General features: G+C 69.1%; 20 protein-coding genes. 7 read left to right on the forward strand and 13 right to left on the reverse strand.

What is annotated here, in order from left to right; all coding sequences use genetic code 11:
- Positions 1-28 precede the first annotated feature (28 nt).
- The 12 genes from LDL21_RS20455 to LDL21_RS20510 form a co-directional block, all read right to left on the reverse strand.
- Positions 29-475: a hypothetical protein gene (locus tag LDL21_RS20455; protein WP_181701145.1), complete on the reverse strand. Its 447-nt coding sequence runs from the start codon at positions 473-475 to the stop codon at positions 29-31.
- Positions 472-1746, reverse strand: a complete 1275-nt coding sequence (locus tag LDL21_RS20460; RefSeq protein WP_181701147.1) for a DUF58 domain-containing protein — start codon at positions 1744-1746, stop codon at positions 472-474. The genes LDL21_RS20455 and LDL21_RS20460 overlap by 4 nt, the downstream gene beginning before the upstream one ends.
- Positions 1743-2705 (reverse strand): AAA family ATPase, encoded by a 963-nt coding sequence (locus tag LDL21_RS20465; RefSeq protein WP_181701149.1) that lies wholly within the window; start codon positions 2703-2705, stop codon positions 1743-1745. The genes LDL21_RS20460 and LDL21_RS20465 overlap by 4 nt, the downstream gene beginning before the upstream one ends.
- Before the next feature lie 17 nt (positions 2706-2722).
- The gene (locus tag LDL21_RS20470; RefSeq protein WP_225281357.1) at positions 2723-3241 is read right to left on the reverse strand and encodes a hypothetical protein; all 519 of its coding nucleotides are present in this window, start codon (positions 3239-3241) and stop codon (positions 2723-2725) included.
- A gap of 37 nt (positions 3242-3278) precedes the next feature.
- Positions 3279-4217 (reverse strand): DUF4129 domain-containing protein, encoded by a 939-nt coding sequence (locus LDL21_RS20475; protein WP_225281358.1) that lies wholly within the window; start codon positions 4215-4217, stop codon positions 3279-3281.
- Positions 4218-4356: 139 nt separating this feature from the next.
- The gene (gene zapE / locus LDL21_RS20480; RefSeq protein ID WP_225281359.1) at positions 4357-5313 is read right to left on the reverse strand and encodes a cell division protein ZapE; all 957 of its coding nucleotides are present in this window, start codon (positions 5311-5313) and stop codon (positions 4357-4359) included.
- Between the two features lie 102 nt (positions 5314-5415).
- Positions 5416-6585 (reverse strand): lipid-transfer protein, encoded by a 1170-nt coding sequence (locus LDL21_RS20485; protein ID WP_225281360.1) that lies wholly within the window; start codon positions 6583-6585, stop codon positions 5416-5418.
- A complete protein-coding gene (locus LDL21_RS20490) occupies positions 6582-7004 on the reverse strand; it encodes a MaoC family dehydratase (protein ID WP_225281361.1) in 423 nt (140 codons plus the stop codon). Before LDL21_RS20490 ends, LDL21_RS20485 begins: the two co-directional genes overlap by 4 nt.
- A 99-nt stretch (positions 7005-7103) precedes the next feature.
- On the reverse strand, positions 7104-8072 hold the full coding sequence (locus LDL21_RS20495) for a bifunctional MaoC family dehydratase N-terminal/OB-fold nucleic acid binding domain-containing protein (protein ID WP_308017153.1): 969 nt from the start codon (positions 8070-8072) through the stop codon (positions 7104-7106).
- Between the two features lie 14 nt (positions 8073-8086).
- Positions 8087-9250, reverse strand: coding sequence for an acyl-CoA dehydrogenase family protein (locus tag LDL21_RS20500; protein ID WP_225281362.1), 1164 nt, complete (start codon positions 9248-9250; stop codon positions 8087-8089).
- Positions 9235-10299: an acyl-CoA dehydrogenase family protein gene (locus LDL21_RS20505; protein WP_225281363.1), complete on the reverse strand. Its 1065-nt coding sequence runs from the start codon at positions 10297-10299 to the stop codon at positions 9235-9237. The genes LDL21_RS20500 and LDL21_RS20505 overlap by 16 nt, the downstream gene beginning before the upstream one ends.
- 16 nt (positions 10300-10315) lie before the next feature.
- Positions 10316-12415: an acyl-CoA dehydrogenase family protein gene (locus tag LDL21_RS20510; protein ID WP_225281364.1), complete on the reverse strand. Its 2100-nt coding sequence runs from the start codon at positions 12413-12415 to the stop codon at positions 10316-10318.
- Between the two features lie 129 nt (positions 12416-12544).
- Here LDL21_RS20510 and kstR point away from each other — a divergent pair, with 129 nt between their 5' ends.
- The 7 genes from kstR to LDL21_RS20545 all read left to right on the forward strand — a co-directional run bounded on the left by kstR (position 12545) and on the right by LDL21_RS20545 (position 20862).
- On the forward strand, positions 12545-13159 hold the full coding sequence (gene kstR, locus LDL21_RS20515) for a cholesterol catabolism transcriptional regulator KstR (RefSeq protein WP_181701167.1): 615 nt from the start codon (positions 12545-12547) through the stop codon (positions 13157-13159).
- A gap of 175 nt (positions 13160-13334) precedes the next feature.
- Complete coding sequence (gene otsB / locus LDL21_RS20520) at positions 13335-15917, forward strand: trehalose-phosphatase (RefSeq protein WP_181701169.1); 2583 nt, start codon at positions 13335-13337, stop codon at positions 15915-15917.
- 219 nt (positions 15918-16136) lie between these two features.
- On the forward strand, positions 16137-17021 hold the full coding sequence (locus LDL21_RS20525) for a metal ABC transporter solute-binding protein, Zn/Mn family (RefSeq protein WP_225281365.1): 885 nt from the start codon (positions 16137-16139) through the stop codon (positions 17019-17021).
- A gap of 143 nt (positions 17022-17164) precedes the next feature.
- Entirely contained in the window at positions 17165-17965 is an 801-nt protein-coding gene (locus LDL21_RS20530) for a metal ABC transporter ATP-binding protein (RefSeq protein WP_225281476.1), read from the forward strand.
- Complete coding sequence (locus LDL21_RS20535; protein WP_225281366.1) at positions 17965-18831, forward strand: metal ABC transporter permease; 867 nt, start codon at positions 17965-17967, stop codon at positions 18829-18831. Before LDL21_RS20530 ends, LDL21_RS20535 begins: the two co-directional genes overlap by 1 nt.
- A 40-nt stretch (positions 18832-18871) precedes the next feature.
- Positions 18872-20044 (forward strand): acyl-CoA dehydrogenase family protein, encoded by a 1173-nt coding sequence (locus LDL21_RS20540; protein WP_225281367.1) that lies wholly within the window; start codon positions 18872-18874, stop codon positions 20042-20044.
- 14 nt (positions 20045-20058) lie between these two features.
- A complete protein-coding gene (locus tag LDL21_RS20545) occupies positions 20059-20862 on the forward strand; it encodes an enoyl-CoA hydratase/isomerase family protein (RefSeq protein WP_225281368.1) in 804 nt (267 codons plus the stop codon).
- A 1-nt stretch (position 20863) separates the two neighbouring features.
- Here LDL21_RS20545 and LDL21_RS20550 read toward each other — a convergent pair whose 3' ends face one another.
- A complete protein-coding gene (locus LDL21_RS20550) occupies positions 20864-21142 on the reverse strand; it encodes a hypothetical protein (protein WP_067495645.1) in 279 nt (92 codons plus the stop codon).
- Between the last annotated feature and the right edge of the window lie 460 nt (positions 21143-21602).

Raw genomic sequence — 21602 nt, forward strand, 5'->3', positions numbered from 1 at the left:
CGCCGCCACCAGGGCGTGGTGATCTTGGTCAGGGCGGGGGCAGGGTGGTGTGCGGGGATTGGGGGGTGAGGGTGGTGGTGAGGAAGGCGTAGATGGTGACGATGAGGATGGGGGCGGCCAAGGGGGCCCAGGCCAGGTGGACGGGGACCAAGGCCGCGGTGGTCGCGGCAATGGTGAACAGGACGGCGCCGCCTACCGAGGGGATGGTGGTGGGGACTACGCCTTCGGGAGCGTGCAGGACCGCGGCGTTGAGAAGGTAAGTGGTTGCTACCAGACCTGTTGCCGCGGAAGCGATTACGCCGACGTCGGCGAAGGCGAGGGCGGCGATGGCGGTGAGGACCGCGGCGACCGAGGCGGGGCGCCACCACCAGCTCGCGATGACGAAAGCCAGGGCCGGTACGCCCAGGATCGGGTTGATCAGGGCGACCGAGGCGACGAGCAGCAGGCCGGCCAGCAGGGCGAGGAATCTGGTCATCGGCGCACCCGCACTGTTCGGCGATGTTCGGGCAGCAGGCGCATGGCCTGGTCGAGGCGGGTGCCGTCGGGCCAGGCGATGATGTCGACGCCGACGGTGCCCATGTCGCGATACATCGAGGCCCGCTCGAGCTGCCACATCTTGGCCATGGTCGGGTCGAGGCCCTCGGCGAAGGGGGTACCGCGCAGCACGTCCACAGCGACCACCACGTGACCGCGTTTGCGCAGGTCGATGAGGGCGAGCGCGAATTGGGTGTCGAGCAGGGTGGAGAAGGCGACGATGATGGCGCCGATCGGCACCGCGGCGTGCGGGGCGAGGGTACCGGTGTGCTCGACATGTTCGTCGCCGACGCCGAGCACGGTGTCGACGATCCGGTAGAACTGCCTGCGCCCGATATCGGGACGCAACCAACGCGGCTGCTCACCGAGACACACCACGGCGGTGCGGTCACCGGCCTGCAGGGTGGACTGCACCACCTGGGCGGCGCCGCGCACCGACAGTTCCAGCGAGTCGCTGGCGGGGCCGGGTGCCTGCTGGGAGGTGTCGACGAGGACGACCACGTCGGCGGAGCGGTTGGTGAACCGCTCGGTGACATAGAGCCTGCCGCGACGCGCGCTCACCGGCCAGTTCACGGTGCGTAGCTGGTCACCGGGGGCGTAGGCGCGGATGTCGGCGTATTCGACACCCGGCCCGTGCTTGCGGGTGAGGTGGGTGCCGATGCGATCGGGCAGCTCGGTGCGCGGCATGCGCATCCGCTGCGGATCGGCGATCGGGTAGACGTAGAGATTCGCTGCGGGCAGCTCGGCGTGGGCGACGGCGAGCCCGGCGGGGCTCAGCGCGGTCACCGCTGCCTGCACCGGGTAGCGCCCCCAGCGGGTGGCCGAGAGTGCCAGCCGCATCCCCGCCGGTGCGCCACCGGAATCGTGGGATTCCTCCACCTCGAGGTCGAGACCGGTGAGCGGAACCGGGGCCATCCGCAGCAGCGCGTGCCCGCTCTCGACGAACGCCGCGGCAACGGCGGTGACGACCTCACCCTCGAAACAGCGGACGGTGCCGCTGCCGTCGACCTGGATTCTGGTCGGGTTCTGCTGCCACGGTGCGGTGGCGAGCACCCCGAGCATCGGCGCGGCGAAGACGACGAGCTGCCACTGCCCGCGCAGCACCGCGACGACGAGCGCCGCCGCGGCGCAGCCGGCCAGGATGAACACCAAAGGCGCCGGGCGCCACCGCAGGTCGACCTCGACGGTCTTCGATTCGTCGCGGTGCTTCATGTGCTCGTGGCGCGGGGAACCGGTAGCCTGCGCAGCAATTCGGTGATGACGTCCTCGCCGCGGATGCGCCGCACCCACATCTCCGGTCGCAGCGTGATGCGGTGCGCCATGGCAGGCACGGCGAGCGCCTTCACGTCCTCGGGGATCACGTAGTCGCGGCCGAGCAGCAGGGCACGCGCGCGCGACATCTGCACCAGGTCGAGTTCGGCGCGCGGGCTGGCGCCGACCTCCACCTGCGGATGGCTTCGGGTGGCGGAGGCAAGCGCGACGACGTAATTCACCACATCCGGGTGCACGGTGACGAACTCGACCGACTGACGCATCTCCATCAGCCCCTGCGCGTCGACCACCTGGCCCACCTGCGGTGGGGTGGAACCGCGTTCGAGCCTGCGCCGGATCATCTGGGTCTCGTCCTGTTCGGACAGGTACCCCAGGCGCAGCTGGATGGCGAACCGGTCGAGCTGGGCCTCGGGCAGTGGGTAGGTGCCCTCGTACTCGATCGGGTTGTCGGTGGCGAGCACGATGAAAGGCTGTGGGAGCAGGTAGGTTTCGCCGTCGATACTCACCTGCCCCTCGGCCATCGCCTCGAGTAGTGCCGCCTGGGTCTTGGGCGGGGTGCGGTTGATCTCGTCGGCGAGGAGCACATTGGTGAACACCGGTCCGCGCCGGAAATTGAACCGCCCGGACGACATGTCGTAGATCGTCGATCCCAGCAGGTCGGCGGGCAGTAAATCCGGCGTGAACTGCACGCGGGTGAAATCCAGGCCGAGCGCGGCCGCGAAGGAACGCGCGATCAGCGTTTTGCCGAGGCCCGGCAGATCCTCGATGAGGACATGGCCTCCGGACAGCACGGCGATCATGATGAGTTGCATCTCATCGCGCTTGCCGACCACGACCCGGCCCAGCTCACGCAGCACTGCGTCGGAGCGCTGGACGGTCACGTTCAACGGCATTGTCATCGGTGGCCTCTAACCCCTCACATCGACTGCAATCGGCGCAGGATCTCGTCCAGCGCCGCCCTACCCGGTGCGCGACCCGTCTGGTCGCGCAACGACGAATTCGCCGGGTCCACCCAGCGCCACAGTTCGGGACCGAACTGCAGCTGACCGGCTGCCTCGATGGCTCTGCGGTTCTTGGATACCCGCATACCGGTGGACAATTCGAACTCTTTGGCCAGCAGCGGGCGCAGGTGCCGGTCCCAGTCGGCGCGGGTGCCGTCGGCACGGGCGACGAGCATCTCGGCGCGGGCATGCCAGCGGCCGAGCATCTCGGCCGGACCGTTGTCGATGTACTCGGTGAGTGGCTCCTCGCGCCGCACCCGATAACGCAGCGACCACACGAGCACGCCGAGTGCCACCGCGACCGGCAAAGCCACGGCGAGCGGAAGCAGATCGCGGTCGAGCCGCAACAGCACGACCTCGAGCACCAGCACCGCGACCACCGCCGTCACGACCACGGTCGTCCGGTTGGACTTGATCTCTTCACCGGGATTCACGCGACCTCCACGCGACGGGCCGCCCGACGTGGGCCGGTCATGCGGGTACCACCCTTCGCTGCAGGTCGGAGAGCACGATGCGCAGCAGTTGTTCGGCGCGCATGCGCTGCCATTCGAGCATCGAGTGGGGACTGAACCTGGCCTCTTCGAAGAGCGCGACGAGTTCGCGGGCGGAGGCGTCGTGCAGCACGCCGCTCTCGAAGGCTCTGGCCAGCACCTCCATCGGGGTGTCGGAGGCCTTCGGGCGGGCGATGCTGTCGGTGGACAGACCGCGTTCCATGGCCACGTAGCAGGCGATGATCGCGGTGCGCGGGTCCTGGCCCGGTGCGTTCATCGCGGCCAGGCCCATTTCGGCGGCCCTGGTTAGCGAGTCGACATCGCTCGCGGACGGTGCGGCGGGCTCGTCGGCGACGGCTTGCTCGGGGGCACGCCGCGCGGCGACCGCGACGGCGGCGAGCCCGGCCAGCGCGACCGCGATCAGGGTGATGGCCAGCCCCGCCGCGATGAGCAGGGCGGTGCCGGTGAGTTCGGCCGGCCCCGCGGTGGGGTCGGGAGCGGGCGCGTCGGTGGGGGTCGGCACCGGGCCCGAGCCCTCGGACAGTGTCTCGGCGGCCGGACGCACCGGCCGGGCACCGGGCAGCAGGAACAGTGCGGTGACCCCTGCGGCGAACATCAGGGCGACGGAGGCGATGAGCATCGGCACGAGCACCGCGAGCCTGCGCCACTGGATTCTCGGCAGCCCGATGTCCTCGTGTTGCGGCTTGGCGAGCGGGAGGCGATGCTGGCTGGCGACAACTCCGGCCACCAGGATGACGATCGATACCAGCAGCAGCACCGGCATCACCGCGACGAGCAGCGGTGACGGTGCGCCGGAGGACTCGTCTGATCCGGCGCCGGGGAGACTGCCCTGCAACGCGAAAGTCGCGCAGGCCACCAGTGCGATCACGACGATCGCCCGCGTAATGGGCTGATTCACCCCGATCACAGCTGTACCACCAAACCCCAGAGACTGCACAAATCAGCCACATAGTTACATGCCGGGCGGTTCGCTCGGGAGGAAATCGGCTCTTTTGGATTTCCTCCTATTCATTGTCCCCCTCGAGGCAAGGGGCACGCTACGCAGTGCGAACGGTGTGAGATCCGGTTAGTGAGAGTTCACCGAGCCGGCTGGCGGTGCGCGCGAGGTCCGGCACGACCGGTACCCCGGTGGTCAGCTCGGTGACGGGTTCGGCCGCGTGGACCGTGCACGGCAGGTCGGCGTCGTAGAGGATGTCGACCAGATTCACCAGCCGCATCGCCCAGTCCGGTGGAACCGCGCGCAGCGGCGGTACCGCGACCAGGGTCCAGCGGCGAAAACGCGTGGTCAGGCGCAGGTAGTCGGCGGCACTGGTCGCGGCGCCGCACAGGTGCTCGAAGGCGAAGGTCACCGCGTCGCCGTCGACGGATTCCGCGCGCACGGTTCGCCCGTCGGCCAGGTCGAGCACCACGCCGGGACCGGTGGCGCGCTCCGTCGTCACCACGTACCGGCCTGCGCAGAATCCGTGATCGTCACGGGTGCCGACAGTGCGGTAGTCCAGCGGACCGTCGAGGGTCACGACCTCGAGGTTGGCGAGGATGCGCTCGCTGGTCGGCACGAACCGGTCGTGGAAGAGCGGATTCGGTAGCAGCCCCGCGGGCGGGTAGTTCGAGGTGACCACCAGGGTGCGACGCTCGGCGAACAGGGTGTCGAGCAGCCGGGCCACGAGCATGGCGTCGCCGATGTCGTGCACGTGGAACTCGTCGAAACACACCAGATCCGCGTCACCCAGCAAACGGTCGATCGCATTATCGATCGAACCCAGTTCGTGTACCGCGGTGTGCAATGCGGCGAAAAAATTGTGGAAATGGAAGCGGCGCTGACGAATCGGATCGGCCGAAGCGAAGAATCGATCCATCACCATTGTCTTGCCACGCCCGGGCCTGCCGTGCAGATACACCCCGCGCGCCCGTTTGCGCACCCGCCCGTTCCGATCGAGCAACTCCCCGAGCCGCCGCGCCGCCGCCGTCTGCCCGGCATCGAGAACCACCGTCACACCGACCTCCTCGTCCCACCCAGTTGTAGTGGGGCGAGGAAGCCGGGCAACACACATGGTGACGTGCTCAACAGGTGCGTTGAGTCACCCAGGCGCGAAACCTCAGGCGGTGAGCACCAATCCGGAGGTGGGGACGCCCGTGCCCGCCGTGACGACGATGCGTTCCAGGTCGGCGACCTGGTTCACCGAGGTGCCGCGGATCTGGCGGACGGCTTCGGCGATGCCGTTCATGCCGTGGATGTAGGCCTCGCCGAGCTGGCCGCCGTGGGTGTTGAGGGGTAGGCGGCCGCCGAGTTCGATGGCGCCGTCGGCGATGAAGTCCTTTGCTTCGCCGCGACCACAGAAACCCAGTTCCTCGAGTTGCATAAGGACGAACGGAGTGAAGTGGTCGTAGAGGATGGCGGCCTGCATGTCGGCGGCGGTGAAACCGCTTTGTGCCCAGAGCTGTTCGCCGACGAGGCCCATTTCGGGCAGGCCCGTCATGGCGTCGCGGTAGTAGCTGGTCATCACGTACTGGTCGGGACCGCTGCCCTGCGCGGCGGCGGCGATGACGGCGGGGCGCTGCGGCAGGTCACGGGCGCGTTCGGCGCTGGTGACGACGATGGCGACGCCGCCGTCGGATTCCTGACAGCAGTCGAGCAGATGCAGCGGCTCGGCGATCCAGCGTGAATCCTGGTGCTGTTCCAGCGTGATCGGCTTGCCGTAGAAGAAGGCGTTCGGGTTCACGGCCGCGTGCTTGCGATCGGCGACGGCCACCTTCCCGAAGTCGGCACTGGTCGCACCGGTGACGTGCATGTACCGGCGCGCGACCATCGCCACCTGCGCGGCGGGCGTGCCGAGGCCCTGCGGGTAGGCCCAGCCCGCGTCGATCCCCGAGGACGTCGGCGCGGCGGCGAGGGCGGGTGAGAACTGGCCGAAGCGGGCGCCGGAGCGTTCGTTGAAGGCGCGGTAGGCGACCACCACGTCGGCCACACCGGTGGCCACGGCCATGGCCGCCTGCTGCACGGTCGCACACGCCGCACCGCCGCCGTACCCGATGTGGCTGAAGAACTTCAGGTTCGGGATGCCGACGGCCCTGGCCACGGCGGCCTGGGTGTTGGTGTCCATGGTGAAGGTGGTCAGGCCGTCGACGTCGGCGGGCGTGAGACCCGCGTCGGCCAGGGCAGCGGTGACCGCCTCCGCGGCCAATCGCAATTCGCTGCGGCCGGAGTCCTTGGAGAAGTCGGTGGCACCGATACCGACGACGGCCGCGCGGCCGGACAGCGTGCTCATTTCGGCTCCAGATCGGGAACGGCGATGACCGAGGTGGCGATGATGTGTTCACCGAGGCTGTCGCGGCCACGGACGTCGATGGTGATCAGGGTGCCGTCGACAGCGGTGACGGTGCCCGAAAGGCTCAGCGTGTCACCGGCATACAGCGGAACCCCCAGACGCAACGCGATCGACTTCACCCGTGCGCGCGGACCGGCCCAGTCGGTGACGAAGCGCTGCACCAGGCCGGTGTCGGTGAGGATGTTGACGAAGATGTCGTCGGAACCGCGCCGCACGGCCTTGTCGCGGTCGTGGTGCACGTCCTGGAAGTCTCTGGTGGCCAGGGCGGTACTGATCACGAAGGTGGGATCGGCATGGATCACCAACTCCGGCAGGGTGGTTCCCACCGCGAGAGCGGCGGGATCGATGGTGGTTGTCACGAGCGGGTCCTTTCCGGACGGGCAGAGCGAGTCGACTCGGCGCACCCCACGCACTGTTCCGCGACGGCTGGGCGGATCAAGCGCGACGAGGTGCCGCGCTCACCGCTCGGCCTGCCAATACGGCAGCACGGTGCCGTCGGCCAGTTTTTCGAAGGCCACGCGCACCGGCAGGTCGATGGCGACCTCGGCCGGATCGATGCCGCGCAGTTCACCGAGCATCCGCACGCCTTCGTCGAGTTCGACCAGCGCGACCACGAAGGGCAGCTCCCGGCCGGGCACCTTCGGCGCGTGATGCACGACGAAGCTGAACACCGTGCCGGTGCCCGCCGCGACGACGTAGTCGGTCGGCTCGGCCTTGTCCTGCCACAGCGCCGGAATCGGTGGGTGCCGCAGCGTGCCGTCGGGCAGGCGCTGGATGCGCAGCTCACCGGCTTGGGTTCCGGCCCAGAAGAACTCGGTGTCGCGGGAGATCACCGGGCCCACCCGCTCGGCGGGCGCGACCTCGACGGCGTCCGCCGACGTGGAGTCGGTATCGGCGGGCGAGGGGGCGGCCGGTGCGTACTTCAGGATCCGGAACAGCATCTCGGTGACCACCTCGTCACCGACCGTCCAGGTGGTGGTGAAGGTGAGGAACCAGCCGTCGCCGAGCCCGGTTCGCTTGGGCCCCTTGAACTCCGAGAGACGGCTGGTGACCGTCACCTCCTCGCCCGGACGCAGGTACCGGTGGTAGGTCTGCTCGCAGTTGGTGCCGACGACGGAGGTGTAGCCCGCCGCGTCGAGCAGTTCGTTGACGCGGCCGATGGGGTCGTCGGCGGCGCGCTCGCCGTGCAGGCCGGTCATCGTCCAGACCTGGGCCATGGCGGGCGGGGCGACGATGCCGGGGTGACCGGCGGCCTTGGCGGCGGCCTCGTCCACATAGATCGGGTTGGTGTCGCCGATCGCCTCGACCCAGTTGTGGATCATCGGCTGGTTCACCGGGTCGCGGCCGACGCGGGGAGCGCTCGCCCCCGCCGCGACCAGCGCGGTCAGGCCCGCCTGGATATCCTCGGGCACAGCAGTTTCCGGCACACGCCGCTCCTGGTTCATCGGGGCACGCGCGGCAGTTCCAGGCCGGCCGAGGCCACCAGTTCGCGCATGATCTCGTTGACGCCGCCACCGAAGGTGACGACGAGGTTCTGTTTGGTCCGCCGGTCGAGCCAGGCCAGCAGCTCGGCCGTGTCGGGATCGGCGGGGTCGCCGTAGCGGCCGACGACCTCCTCCACCAGCCGACCGGCCTCCTGCAGGGCCTCGGTGGAGAACACCTTGGTGGCCGAGGCATCGGCGATCACGGTGTTCTGCGCGGCGGCCGGGTCGGCGGCGGCGACCTGCCAGTTCAGCAATTCGTTGAGCCGCACCATGGTTCGCACCCGGGCGAGCACACGGCGCACATCCGGCCGGGTGAGTAGCTCGCGCGCCGCCGACCAGTCACGCAAGCGGTCGTAGAGCTGTTCGATCTTGCCCGACGGGCCGAGGCTCACCCGCTCGTGATTGAGCTGGGTGGTGATCAGCCGCCAGCCCCGGTTCTCCTCGCCGACCAGCATGTCGGCGGGCACCCGCACGTCGTCGAAGTAGGTGGCGTTGGTGTGGTGGGCGCCGTCGCAGGTGATGATCGGCGTCCACGAATAACCGGGGTCCTTGGTATCGGCGATGAGGATCGTGATGCCGCGGTGGCGGGATTCGACCGTGCCGGTGCGGCAGGCCAGCCACACGTAGTCGGCCTCGTGAGCGCCGGTGGTGAAGATCTTCTGCCCGTTGACGATCCAGTCGCCGTCGCTGTCGCGCACGGCGGTGGTGCGCAGCGCGGCCAGGTCGGTGCCGGCCGACGGCTCGGAATAACCGATGGCGAAATGGATGTCACCGGAAAGGATTCCGGGCAGGAACTTCTTCTTCTGCGCATCGGTGCCGTACTTCTGCAGTGTCGGACCGACGGTCAGCAAGGTCACCAGCGGCAACGGCACATCGGCGCGCACCGCCTCGTTGAAGAAGATCTGCTGTTCCATCGGGCCGAAGCCCTGCCCACCGAACTCCTTCGGCCAGCCGACACCGAGCCAGCCGTCGCGGCCCATCCGGCGAACCACCTCGCGGTAGGCGTCGCCGTGCCGATTGATCGCCATCTCGGCATGTTCTTCGGGCGTGACGAGATCGGCGAAATAGGAACGCAATTCCTCGCGCAACCGCCGCTGCTCGGCGGTCAGATCGATGAACATCTGGCTCCCAGGAGGTCGAGCCGCAGATCCGCGCCGCCGAGCAGCCGCGCGAGATCCTTGGCCTGTGAGTAATACCGGTGCATCGGGTGGGTGATGTCGACACCGAGCCCGCCGTGCAGGTGATGGCACTGCTGCATGGCGCGCGGCACCTGCGCCGCCGCCCAGTACGCGAGCACGGCGAGGTCTTCGTCGATGCGGTCCTGGTGCTCGGGCGAGGCGTCGTTGTGGGCCAGTGCCCAGCACGCCGACTCGGCGGCCACGTGCAGGGTGCGCGACACCACGTACAGGTCGGCGATCTGCTGGGCGACCGCCTGGAACTCCGCCAGTGGTCTGCCGAACTGTTCCCTGGTCCGCACGTGTTCGGCGGTCAGGGTGACCGCCCCCTTGAGCAGGCCGTCGGCCACCGCGCCCAGGCAGGCGACGGCATAGCGGTGCAGGCCGGGCAGCGCGTCGGGCAGGAGCTGGTCGGCGGGAATCTCCACCTCGTCGAGGACCAATGAGGCCTCGGGAACGCCCGCCGAGCCTGCTACCGGGATCACCTCGAGACCGGGGGCGACCCCGTCGACCAGGGCGACCCCGGCATCGGTCGGCACCAGGATCCAGCGTGCCTGTTCGGCGTAGAGCACGCCGGTCTTGCGGCCGGTGACGCGCACGGTGTCACCGTCGCGTACGGCCTTGGTCGTCGGCGCGGTGGTGAACGGCGCGCCCGGCTCGTTGAGCGCGGCCGTGAGCACGGTGCCCTTGCCGATCTCGGCGAGCACCCGTTCGGCCAGGTGATCGGGCAGCACGGGCAGCAGCGGAAGCACACCGAACCCGAAGGTCGGCAGTGCGGGCACCGCCGCCGCGTCGGTGGCCAGTTCCATCAGCAGGGCCGCCACCTCGGGCAACCCCATTCCGTCACCGCCGAACCGCTCGGGCACAGGGACCGCGAGCAGGCCCGAATCGATGAGACTCGGCCACAATTCCATGTCGCGGGCAGGCTCACGTTCGAGCAGGCTCACGACAACCTCGGCTACGGCATCGGCACTTTCGTCGCGGGTGAAATCCACGGCGTCCTCCTTCGAGCTAACTGTCCGCATCGCGCGGCATGCCGAGAATCCGTTCGGCCGCCACGGTCAACAGGATCTGCTCGGTACCGCCCGCGATGGAGAGACAGCGTGTGAGCAAGAATTCTTTCAGAACGTCGCTGTCCAGGGAACCTTCCCGGCCGGAAAGTTCCAGGGCATATTCCGCGAGCTCCTGGCGGTACCGGACACCGACGAGTTTGCGGACGGCCGCCTGGGCGCCCGCATCGGCTCCGGCCACCGTGGCCGCCGCGATCCGCTGATCCAGCAAAGTGCCAGCAATCGAGGTGGTGATCAGGGCGCCGAAATGATCCTCGCGCAGTTCTGTTCCCCATCCACCGGGTGGGAAACCGGCGAGCAGCGCTTCCAGCGCACCACCGATCCCGCCGCCGCCCATGGCGACCCGCTCGGCCGACAGGGTGGCGCGGGCGATCTTCCAGCCGTTGTTCAGGGCGCCGACCAGGCAGTTGTCGGGCACGAACACGTCGTCGAGGAACACCTCGCTGAACTTCTCCTCGCCGGTGATCTGCACCAGCGGGCGCACCTGCACGCCCGCGGCGCGCATGTCGACGAGGAAATAGCTGATACCGCGATGCTTGGGTGCGGACGGATCGGTGCGGGCCAGGCAGATGCCCCAGTTCGCGGTGGAACCGAGCGAGGTCCACACCTTCTGACCGCGCAGCACCCATCCGCCCTCGACCCGCTCGGCGGAAGTGCGAAGGGCGGCCAGGTCGGACCCGGCGCCCGGCTCGCTGAACAGCTGACACCAGACCACCTCGCCGTGCAGCGTGGGCCACACGAAGCGCTCGATCTGCTCCTCGGTGCCGAAGCGAAGCAGGGTCGGCACCGCCCAGCCGGCGACCGCGAGGTCGGGGGTTTCCACCTCGGCGCGGCGCAGCTGTTCGGCAATCTGTAGGCACGTCATCGGATCCGCGCCTCGCCCATAGGGTTTCGGCCAGTGCGGCATGATCAGGCCCGAGTCGGCGAGGGCGCGTGCCCGGTCGGCTGCCGGGAGGGCGGCGATGGTGGCGATTTCGGACGACAACGCGGTGTCGCCCTCGGTGTCACCGAGGACGCGCTCGGCGCCGGTGGTCCGGCGCTGCCCGTCGCGGGTGAGTTCGGCGACCCTGGCCCGCCAGCGCGCCGACCCACCGAGCAACTGCCGCAGCGAACTGGCGCGGCGCAGATAGAAGTGCGCGTCGTGTTCCCAGGTGAAGCCGATGCCGCCGAGCACCTGGATGGCGTCCTTGGCGGTGTCGACGGCCGCGTCGAGCGCACAGGCCGCGGCGACAGCGGCCGCGATCGGCAGCTCCTTGCCACCGGCGTCGAAGGCATCGGCGGCATCGGCGGCGACCGCGCGGATCAGTTCGGTGCGGCACAGCATCCATGCACACAGGTGCTTGATCGCCTGGAAGCTGCCGATCGGCTTGCCGAACTGCTCGCGCACCTTGGCGTAGTCGACGGCCGTTCGCAGGCACCAGCCGGCCACGCCGGCCAGTTCGGCGGCCGCGAGGGTGACGAACAGATCGGTGACGTCGAACGACGGCGCGAAACATCGTTCGGCAGCGGCACTCTCGGCGGTTACCCGCGCCAGCGGCACCGTCGGATCACCGCCGGACAGCGGCGTGATCGTCGCATCGGTGAGTACGAACCAGCGGGTGCCGTCGGCGGTCTCGGCAGGCACGAGCACTTGCGTGTCCGCATCCGCGCCGTAGACGAATTCCCAAGTGCCGCTGACCTTCCAGCCCTCGGCATCCGAACCCGTCGCCGAACCCGACGACGCATCGGGCAGCGCGACACCACAGGGTGTCCCGGCGGCCTCGCCGGTGACCAGACCGGCGAGCGCGGTGGCCAGCACCGGGCCGTTCACCAGGTCGTCGGCCGTCTGTTCCAGCAGCACGGCCAGGTCGGCGACAGTGCCGCCGAGTCCGCCGTGATCGTCGTCGAGCGCTACCTCGAACAACCCGAACTCGGCAAGTGCGGGCCAGCACTCGCGCCAGCTGCCGCCCGCCCGCATTGTTGCAATCGGCGCCGCCGAGCTCGCCCAGCTCCGCAGGGAGGCCGCGGCGGCTTTATGCTCGTCAGTGGTGGCGATGGTCACAAGAAAAACCGCCCTTCCGGCGTGGCTCCCACTCCTAGAACATGTTCTAATATCCGGGGTGGGTGTAAGTCAAGAGACCTTCACCGGCAACCATGTTCTTCCGCCGTACTCAGCGAAAGGGTTTCCACGATGGACAGTCCCGCACCAACGCCCACCGTGACAACGCTGTCCGAAGAGGAGCTGAGTTCCGCCGCGCAGCGTGAACGCCGCAAGCGCATCCTCGACGCCACCCTCGCCCTCGCGTCCAAGGGCGGCTACGACGCGGTGCAGATGCGCGCGGTCGCCGAACGCGCCGACGTGGCCGTCGGCACCCTCTACCGCTACTTCCCCTCCAAGGTCCACCTGCTGGTGTCCGCTCTGGCAAGGGAATTCGAGCAGTTCGAGAGCAAGCGCAAGCCGCTGGCAGGCGACGGTCCGTCCGAGCGCATGCACGGCCTGCTCACCCAGATCACCCGGATGATGCAGCGCGACCCGCTGCTCACCGAAGCCATGACGCGCGCGTTCATGTTCGCCGACGCCTCCGCCGCCGCCGAAGTGGACCGCGTGGGCAAGGTGATGGACCGGGTGTTCGCCCGCGCCATCGCCGACGGCGAACCGACCGAGCGTCAGCTCGCCATCGCCCGCGTGATCTCCGATGTGTGGCTGTCGAATCTGGTGGCCTGGCTCACCAGGCGCGCATCTGCGACCGATGTCACCGAGCGCCTCGAGCTCACCGTCGACCTGTTGCTGGGCGATCGCGGATAACCCCTGCTCACCCGTTGGTACGGCCGGACGAGGACCGACGGGATTAGCCGCGAGGTCGCGGACTACCCGGACGACACTCGTGCGCACAACCCGCCGCGCCGCTCGCGCGCGAGAATTGACCCAGTATTGTTTTTGGCGCCCCCTGATCCACTCCTCCCATCACTAGGTTGGATGCGTGAGCGCACAGGAACTGCCCTTGGATGTCCGCCGTGCACTGGCGTCGGTCGCACGAGTGCCACGGCTATTGGTCGCCTCGGACTACGACGGGACAATCGCCCCGATCGTGTCCGACCCGTCGAAAGCGTTTCCCCAACGGGAATCGGTGAGTGCGCTACGCGCGCTCGCGGGGCTGGCCAATACGACGGCAGCGGTGATCTCCGGTCGGGCGCTACGCGATCTCGCCGCGCTGTCGCGGCTCCCCGTCGAGGTGCAGCTGATCGGTAGCCACGGCTCCGAGTTCGATGTCGGCTTCGTGCACGCCATCGACAACGACGCCAAGCAACTGCTTTCGGAGATCCACGCCGCCTTCGCCCAGATCGCCGCCGACAACCCCGGCGTCACCGTGGAGATGAAACCGGCGAGTGCGGCACTGCACGTGCGCAACGCCAGCCCCGAAATCGGCAGGCGCGCACTGAATGCCGCGCGCCAGGGCCCGGCGTGCTGGGTCGGGGTGCAGGTCACCGAGGGCAAGGCGGTGATCGAACTCGCGGTGATCCCCACCGACAAGGGCACCGCGCTCGACACCATCCGGCACCAGGAAAGCGCCTCGGCCGCAGTGTTCTTCGGCGACGACGTCACCGACGAGAAGGCCTTCCGGGTGCTGTCGGGCCCCGATGTGGGCATCAAGGTCGGCGAGGGCGAGAGCCTGGCCAAGCTGCGCGTCGACTCCACCGAGGACGTGGCGCGCGCGCTGGCGTTCCTCGTCGAGGAGCGGCGCACCTGGCTCGCCGGTGCCAGCGCACCGCGTATCGAGCGGCTGAGCATGCTCGCCAGCCCGCGCTCGGTCGCCCTGCTCACCCCCGACGCCACCGTCACCTGGTTCTGCCACCCCGAACCCGATTCGGCGGCGGTGTTCGCGCACCTGCTCGGCGGGTCGGCGGCCGGTCACTTCTCGGTGGCGCCGGAGCGGCCGAGCCTGCCGTTGTCACAGCGCTACGTCGACGGCACCATGACCGTCGAAACCCGGTGGGCCAGTTTGCAAGTGGCCGACTACCTGCCGCACGACGTGACCCCCAACCGCACCGACCTGACCCGCGTCATCACCGGTACCGCCAAGGCCGTCGTGCACTTCGCGCCGCGGCCGGAGTTCGGGCAGGTGCCGGTGCGAATCGAGGCCGTGCACAACGGGCTTCGGGTGAGCGGCACCAACGATCCGATGGTGCTCCGCTCCCCCGGCGTGCAGTGGGAGATCACCTCCGACGGCATCAGTGAGCAGGCGCGCGCCGTGGTCGATCCGGCGGTGGCGCCGGTCGTTCTCGAATTGCGCTGCGGTACGGCCGATCTCGCGCCGTCGATGACGCCGGAGTCGCAGCGCCGTCAGTTGGCCGAGCGGTACTGGACCGAGTGGGCGAGCGGTCTGCAACTGCCGCCACTCAAGCCGGACCTGATGAAGCGTTCGGCACTGACCCTGCGCGGACTCGTGCACCGCCCGTCCGGATCGATCCTCGCCGCCGCGACCACCTCGCTGCCCGAGGACATCGGTGGCGTGCGCAACTGGGACTACCGCTACTGCTGGCTGCGCGACGCCTCACTCACCGCGCAGGCACTGGTCACGCTCGGCTCGCTCACCGAGGCCGAGGAATTCCTGGACTGGGTGCACAAGGTGCTCGCCACCCTGCCCGGCCCGGAGCGGCTGCACCCGCTGTACACGATCTACGGCGAGACGCTGCCGCCCGAGGCCGTCATCGACCTGCTGCCCGGATACGCCGGTTCGCGGCCGGTGCGCGTGGGCAACGCGGCCAATATGCAGGTGCAGCTCGATGTGTTCGGCCCGATCGTCGACCTCATCACCACCCTGGCGCAGGAACGGGAACGCCAGGGCGCCACCGACGCGGCCGAGGCGCTGCCCGACGCCGACTGGGAACTGGTGCACGCCATGGTTTCCGCGGTGCAGCGGCGCTGGACCGAACCCGATCACGGCATCTGGGAGATCCGCGGCAACCCGCGCCACCACGTGTACTCGAAGGTGATGGGCTGGCTCACCGTCGACCGCGCGCTCACCCTCGCTCAGCGTTTCGATCGCGCCATCGATCCCGAATGGGTGACCCTGCGCGACACGATCGCCGAAGAGGTGAAGGCCAAGGGCTGGAACGAGGAGGTCCAGTCCTACACTGCGGCCTACGACGGCACCGACCTCGACGCGGCCACCCTGCACATCGGTCTCAGCGGCCTGATCGACCCCGCCGACCCGCGTTTCGCGGCGACCGTCGTGGCCACCGAGGCCGAACTGCGCAGCGGTGCGACGGTTTACCGCTACCACCACGACGACGGTCTGCCCGGCGGCGAGGGCGGTTTCCACCTGTGCGCTGCCTGGCTGGTCGAGGCGTATCTGCTGATCGGCCGCCGCTCCGATGCCGAGGCGTTGTTCGCCCAGCTCGTCGCCGCGGCCGGCCCCACCGGCCTGCTCAGCGAGGAGTACGACCCCGTCGCCGAGCGCTCCCTCGGCAATCACCCGCAGGCCTACAGCCACCTCGGCCTGCTGCGCTGCGCTCAGTTGCTGAGCGCTGCCCGCCTCCCCGTGACATCAGGCCAGATCTAGGCGCGGGGATGCTATAGGCAGGCGGCCGACGTTCTCCAAAGGGGAACGTCGGCCCGTGCCCGATGAGTTACCCATGTGCCTGCGAGACAGGGACGGCAGTCCGGTGGCCACGTTCACGGGCCAGCATCATTCCTGCTAATCTAAAACGGTAACGATTTCCATTATGATCTGACGCACAGCCGTGTGTGGTCCGGTCGTGGTTTGCCCCAGGAGTCCCGCGTGAACAGTCGAATCGCCCGTGCGTGTGCCGGTCTCACGGCGGGAGTGGCGGTCGCCGCCGTCCTGACGGCCTGCGGCGGTGGCTCCGAGGAGTCCGGCACTCCCTCGATCGTGGCGTCCACCGATGTGTGGGGCTCGGTCGCGAGCGCGGTCGCCGGGCCGGACGCCCAGGTCAGCGCCATCATCACCGATCCGGCCGCCGACCCGCATTCGTTCGAGACCTCGGCGACCGATACCGCGAAGATCAGCGACGCCGAGCTCGTGGTGTTCAACGGCGGCCACTACGACGAGTTCATCGAGCAAGCCATCTCCGGTAAGGACAAGCGGACCGTCGAGGCGTTCGAGGAGCGCACCGACAAGAGCGACGAGAACGAGCACGTCTGGTACGACGTCACCACCGTCGCCGCCGTCGCCGACCGGATCGCCGCCGAACTCGGCGAGATCGACGCGCCGCACAAGGACGCCTACACCGAGCGCGCCGTCGCCTTCAAGAACCAGCTGATGGGCATCAGCACCATCACCGGGGCCATCGCAGCGCAGACGCCGAACGCGGCGGTCGCCCAGTCGGAGCCGCTGGCGCACTACCTGCTGCTGGCCGCCAAGGCACAGGACAAGACTCCGCACGAATTCCAGGAAGCGATCGAGCAGGAGACCGACCCGTCCCCGGCCGCCGTCGCCGCCACCCGCGACCTCATCACCGGCAAGCAGGTCAAGGCCCTGATCTACAACACCCAGACCCAGGACAAGGTCACCCAGGACCTGCGCGCGGCCGCGCAGGCTGCCGGTGTGACGGTGGTCGAGGTGACCGAGACGCTGCCCGAGGGTGTCGACTACGTGCAGTGGCAGACGGCCAATGCCAAGGCGCTGGCCGCGGCTCTGCGCTGACGCTCGGAACTCGCGCTGCCGACGAACCGGCTCGCCGAATCCAGACCGCTGGAGATCTCACCGCTGAAAACTCGATCGAGGACCTCATGACCGACGCAACCGCCCTGTCGGCGCCCGGCACGACCGGCGCGCCTGCCGCAGGCATGGCCGGCGCGCAAGCGGATCCGGCGATCCGGTTGCGCTCGGCCACGATGTCGTTCGGCGAACGGACTCTGTGGAGCGACCTCGATCTCGAGGTTTCGCCCGGTGAGTTCATCGCGGTGCTCGGCCCGAACGGGTCAGGTAAGACCTCGCTGTTACGAGTGCTGCTCGGCACGCTCGGGCTCACCGCGGGCAGTGCCGAGATCGCCGGGCGGCGAGCCGGGGTGGGCAATCCGGGCATCGGGTACATCCCGCAGCAGAAGACGATCGACGCCGGAGTGCTGTTGCGCGGCGTGGATCTGGTCGGGCTCGGCGTGGACGGACACCGCTGGGGCCTGGGCTGGCGCAAACGTGGTGAACGGGCCGAGCAGGTCGAGGCCGCCATCGCCGCGGTCGGCGCGCAGAAGTTCGCGCAGGCCCCGCTCGAATCGCTGTCGGGCGGCGAGCAGCAGCGGTTGCGGGTGGCCCAGGCGCTCGTCGGCGACCCCTCGGTACTGCTGTGCGACGAACCCCTGCTCAGCCTCGACCTGGCCAACCAGCGCCTGGTGGCCGAACTGATCGACAAGCGCCGCCGCGAACACGACACCGCCGTGCTGTTCGTGACCCACGAGCTCAATCCGATCCTGCCGCTGGTCGACCGGGTGCTGTACCTGGTCGACGGCGAGTTCCGGATCGGCACACCCGACGAGGTGATGACCTCGCAGACCCTCTCGGAGCTCTACGGGACCGAGGTGGAGGTGCTGAGGGTGCGCGGGCGGCTCGTGGTCGTCGGCACCGGTGACGATATGGACGCCCTGGCCTGATGGACAAACTCAGCAAAGTGCTCACGTCGATGTTCGACATCGGCACCACCGCGAACCTGCTCGGCTACGACTTCGTGCAGCAGGCGCTGCTCGCCGCCGCCCTGCTCGGCCTGCTCGCCGGGCTGATCGGGCCGCTCATCGTGGCCAGGCAGATGTCGTTCGCCGTGCACGGGACCAGCGAACTGTCGCTCACCGGTGCTGCGGCGGCGCTGCTCGTCGGCGTGGGCGTCGGGTTCGGTGCCATCGCCGGTTCGGTGGTCGCGGCCGTGCTGTTCGGCTGGTTGGGTTCGCGTGCGCGCGAACGTGATTCGGTGATCGCGGTGGTGCTCTCGTTCGGGCTCGGCCTGTCGGTGCTGTTCCTGTGGCTGTCCCCCGACCGCGCCGGATCGAAGTTCTCGCTGCTCACCGGGCAGGTCGCAAGCGTCGGCTACGACGGGCTCGCCCTGCTGCTCACCTGCACCGCCGCCGTGCTGGCCGTGCTCGCCGTGGTGTACCGGCCGCTGCTGTTCGCCAGCGCCGACCCCGAGGTGGCGGTGGCGCGCGGGGTGCCGGTGCGAGCGCTGTCGGTGGTGTTCGCGGTACTGCTCGGCATCACCGCCGCGTTCGGCGTGCAGATCGTCGGCGCGCTGTTGGTGCTCGCCCTGCTCATCACCCCGGCCGCCGCGGCCGCGCAGGTGACGTCGAGCCCGCTGCGGGCCACCGTCCTCTCGGTGATCTTCGCCGAGGTCGCCGCCGTCGGCGGGCTGCTGCTGTCGCTGGCGCCCGGCGTGCCGGTGTCGACCTTCGTCACCGGCATCTCGTTCACCATCTACCTGGTGTGCCGGGTCGTCGGACACCGGCAGCGCAAGCTCGCACCCGTGCGCTGAAATCGCCACGGACCGCGCACGGCAGCGCGATGATTCATCCATGATCGATTTCTCGGTACCGGAGGATCTGGCCGCCCTGCGCGATCGGGTGCGCGCGTTCGTCGTCGACCGGATCGTGCCGTTCGAGCGCGATCCGCGGCTCACCGCGCACGGCCCCACCGACGAGTTGCGGACCGAACTGGTCGAGTTGGCACGGGCCGAGAAGCTGCTCACCGTGCAGGCGCCCGTCGAGTACGGCGGGCTCGGGCTCAGCCACGTGGAGCAGGCGCTGGTGTACGAGGCGGCCGGGTGGTCGACGCTCGGGCCGGTCGCGATGAACTGCGCGGCGCCCGACGAAGGCAACATGTACCTGCTCGGCAGGATCGCCGACCCCGAACAGATCGACCAGCATCTGATGCCGATGATCCGCGGGGAACGGCGGTCGGTGTTCGCCATGACCGAACCGGGCGGGGCCGGCTCGGACCCCGGGCAGCTCAGCACGCGGGCCGTGTTCGACGGCGAGAACTTCGTGGTCGATGGGCAGAAATGGCTCATCACAGGTGCCGACGGCGCCGCGACCTGGATCATCATGGCCGACCTGGCCGAGAACCCGCACCTGCCCGCCGGGCCGACACTGTTCCTCACCGAGGCCGACACGCCGGGCATCGTCATCGAGCGGATCATGAACACGATGGACCGCAACTATGTGGGCGGCCACGCGGTGGTCCGATTCGAGAATCTGACGCTGCCGCCGAGTGCGGTGCTCGGCCGCACCGGTCAGGCCCTGCGCTACGCCCAGTTGCGTCTGGCCCCCGCCCGGCTCACCCATTGCATGCGCTGGCTCGGCGCCGCCGAACGCGCGCAAAGCATCGCCCTCGACCACGCGCGCACCCGCACCGCCTTCGGCAAACCCATCGGGCAGCACGAAGGGGTGTCGTTCATGTTGGCGGACAACGAGATCGCGCTGCACCAGTGCCGGCTGACCGTCTGGCACACCTGCTGGCTGATGGATCAGGGTCAGCAGGCCAGGCACGAATCGTCGATGGCCAAGTCGTATGTCTCCGAGGAACTGTTCAAGGTCACCGACCGGTGTGTGCAGGTGCTCGGCGGGATCGGGATCAGCGACGAGACCGTGGTGGAAATGCTGTTCCGCGACATGCGCGCCTTCCGGCTCTACGACGGGCCGACCGAGGTCCACAAATACGCGATCGGCAGACATCTGGTCGGCCGCTAGTACCATTCGATCCCATGAGTTCGGAACTGCTGGTCGATGTCCGCGCGGGCGTCGCGGTGCTCACGCTCAACCGTCCTGCCCAGCGCAACGCCGTCACGGCGACCATGACGGCCGAACTCGGGGCGGCCCTGCGCCGCTGCGACACCGACGACGCCATCCGCGCCGTCGTCATCACCGGTACCCCGCCCGCCTTCTGCGCCGGTGCCGACCTGTCGGCCGGTGCGGGCGGTGCGAGCGCGACGCTCGACCCGTCACCGTGGCAGGTGCGTAAACCGGTGATCGCCGCCGTGAACGGGCACGCCGTCGGCATCGGGCTCGCCCTCGCCTTGCAGTGCGATCTGCGCTATTTCGCCGACGACGCCGTGTACGGCCTGAGCCAGGTTCGGCGCGGTGTGCTCGCCGACGGCTACGCGCACTGGACCGTGCCCCGCCTGGCCGGGCTCGCCAACGCCGCCGACATCATGCTCACCGGCCGCACCTTCGACGGCGACGAAGCCAAGTCGATGGGCCTGGCCAATGCCAGCCTGCCCGCCGCCGAGGTGCTGCCGACCGCGCTGGCCGTCGCCGAGGACATCGCCGGCGGCCCCGCGCCGCTCCCCGTTGCCCTCACCAAGCGGCTCATCTGGGAAAGTCTCGGGATGACCCCCGCCGTGGTCGGGCAGCTCGAATCCGAGCTCAACGCGCACGTGGCCAAGAGCATCGACGGCGGTGAGGCGATGACGGCGTTCAAGGAACGTCGTCAGCCGAACTGGTCGGGCAGCGTCAACGACGAGTGGCCCGCCTGGGATGCCCCCGGCGAACGCCCGAGCCTCGACTAGCTCAGAAGTTCCCGTTGCAGGACCCCGCCAGGTACAGCAGCGCGAAACAGATCATCAGAATCGTGCCGATGATCCCGCCGATGTACCCGATCAGCACCTGATGACGCCCACTGAGCCCACCGTAGGAAGCGTCGATCTCGTTGAGTGCCCGCTTCCCGAGCGTCCACGCGACCGGCCCGAAGATCCCGCAGCAGAACGGGCTGAGCAGCCCGAGCACGAGAATCATGTTCGCCTGCGGGTGCTCGACCGTCGGGCCGATCGGTTGATTAGGGATCGCCACCCCCCGAATTCTACGGTGTGCGACCACGATTCAGCGTCAGCAAACCACAAAGTCCGCCACCTACCGCACTCCCAGCCCCGTGGCACCACTCGAGTCCGCGATGACCGCATCCCAGCCCCGCACGACCCGAGTGGCACCACCCGAGTCCGCCACCTACCGCATTGCCAGCCGCACGGCACTACTCGAGTCCGCCACCTACCGCACTCCCAGCCACACGGCACCACTTAAGTCCGCCATGACCGCACCCCCAGCCACACGGCGCTACTCGAGTTCGCCACCTACCGCACTCCCAGCCAAAGCGGCGCCACTTAAGTCCGCCATGACCGCACTCCCAACCCCGCACGACCCGACCTCGAGGAGGGTCCGCCGCGAAGCGGCGCAGCGGCCCGGCCGCGCGAACAGCGCTCGAAGCGCATGCGCCGCAGGCGCGAGTCTCGAGCGCTGTTCGCGCGACCCCTCA

Origin of the sequence: Nocardia rosealba (assembly GCF_020216065.1) — a bacterium.
Lineage (GTDB): Bacteria > Actinomycetota > Actinomycetes > Mycobacteriales > Mycobacteriaceae > Nocardia > Nocardia rosealba.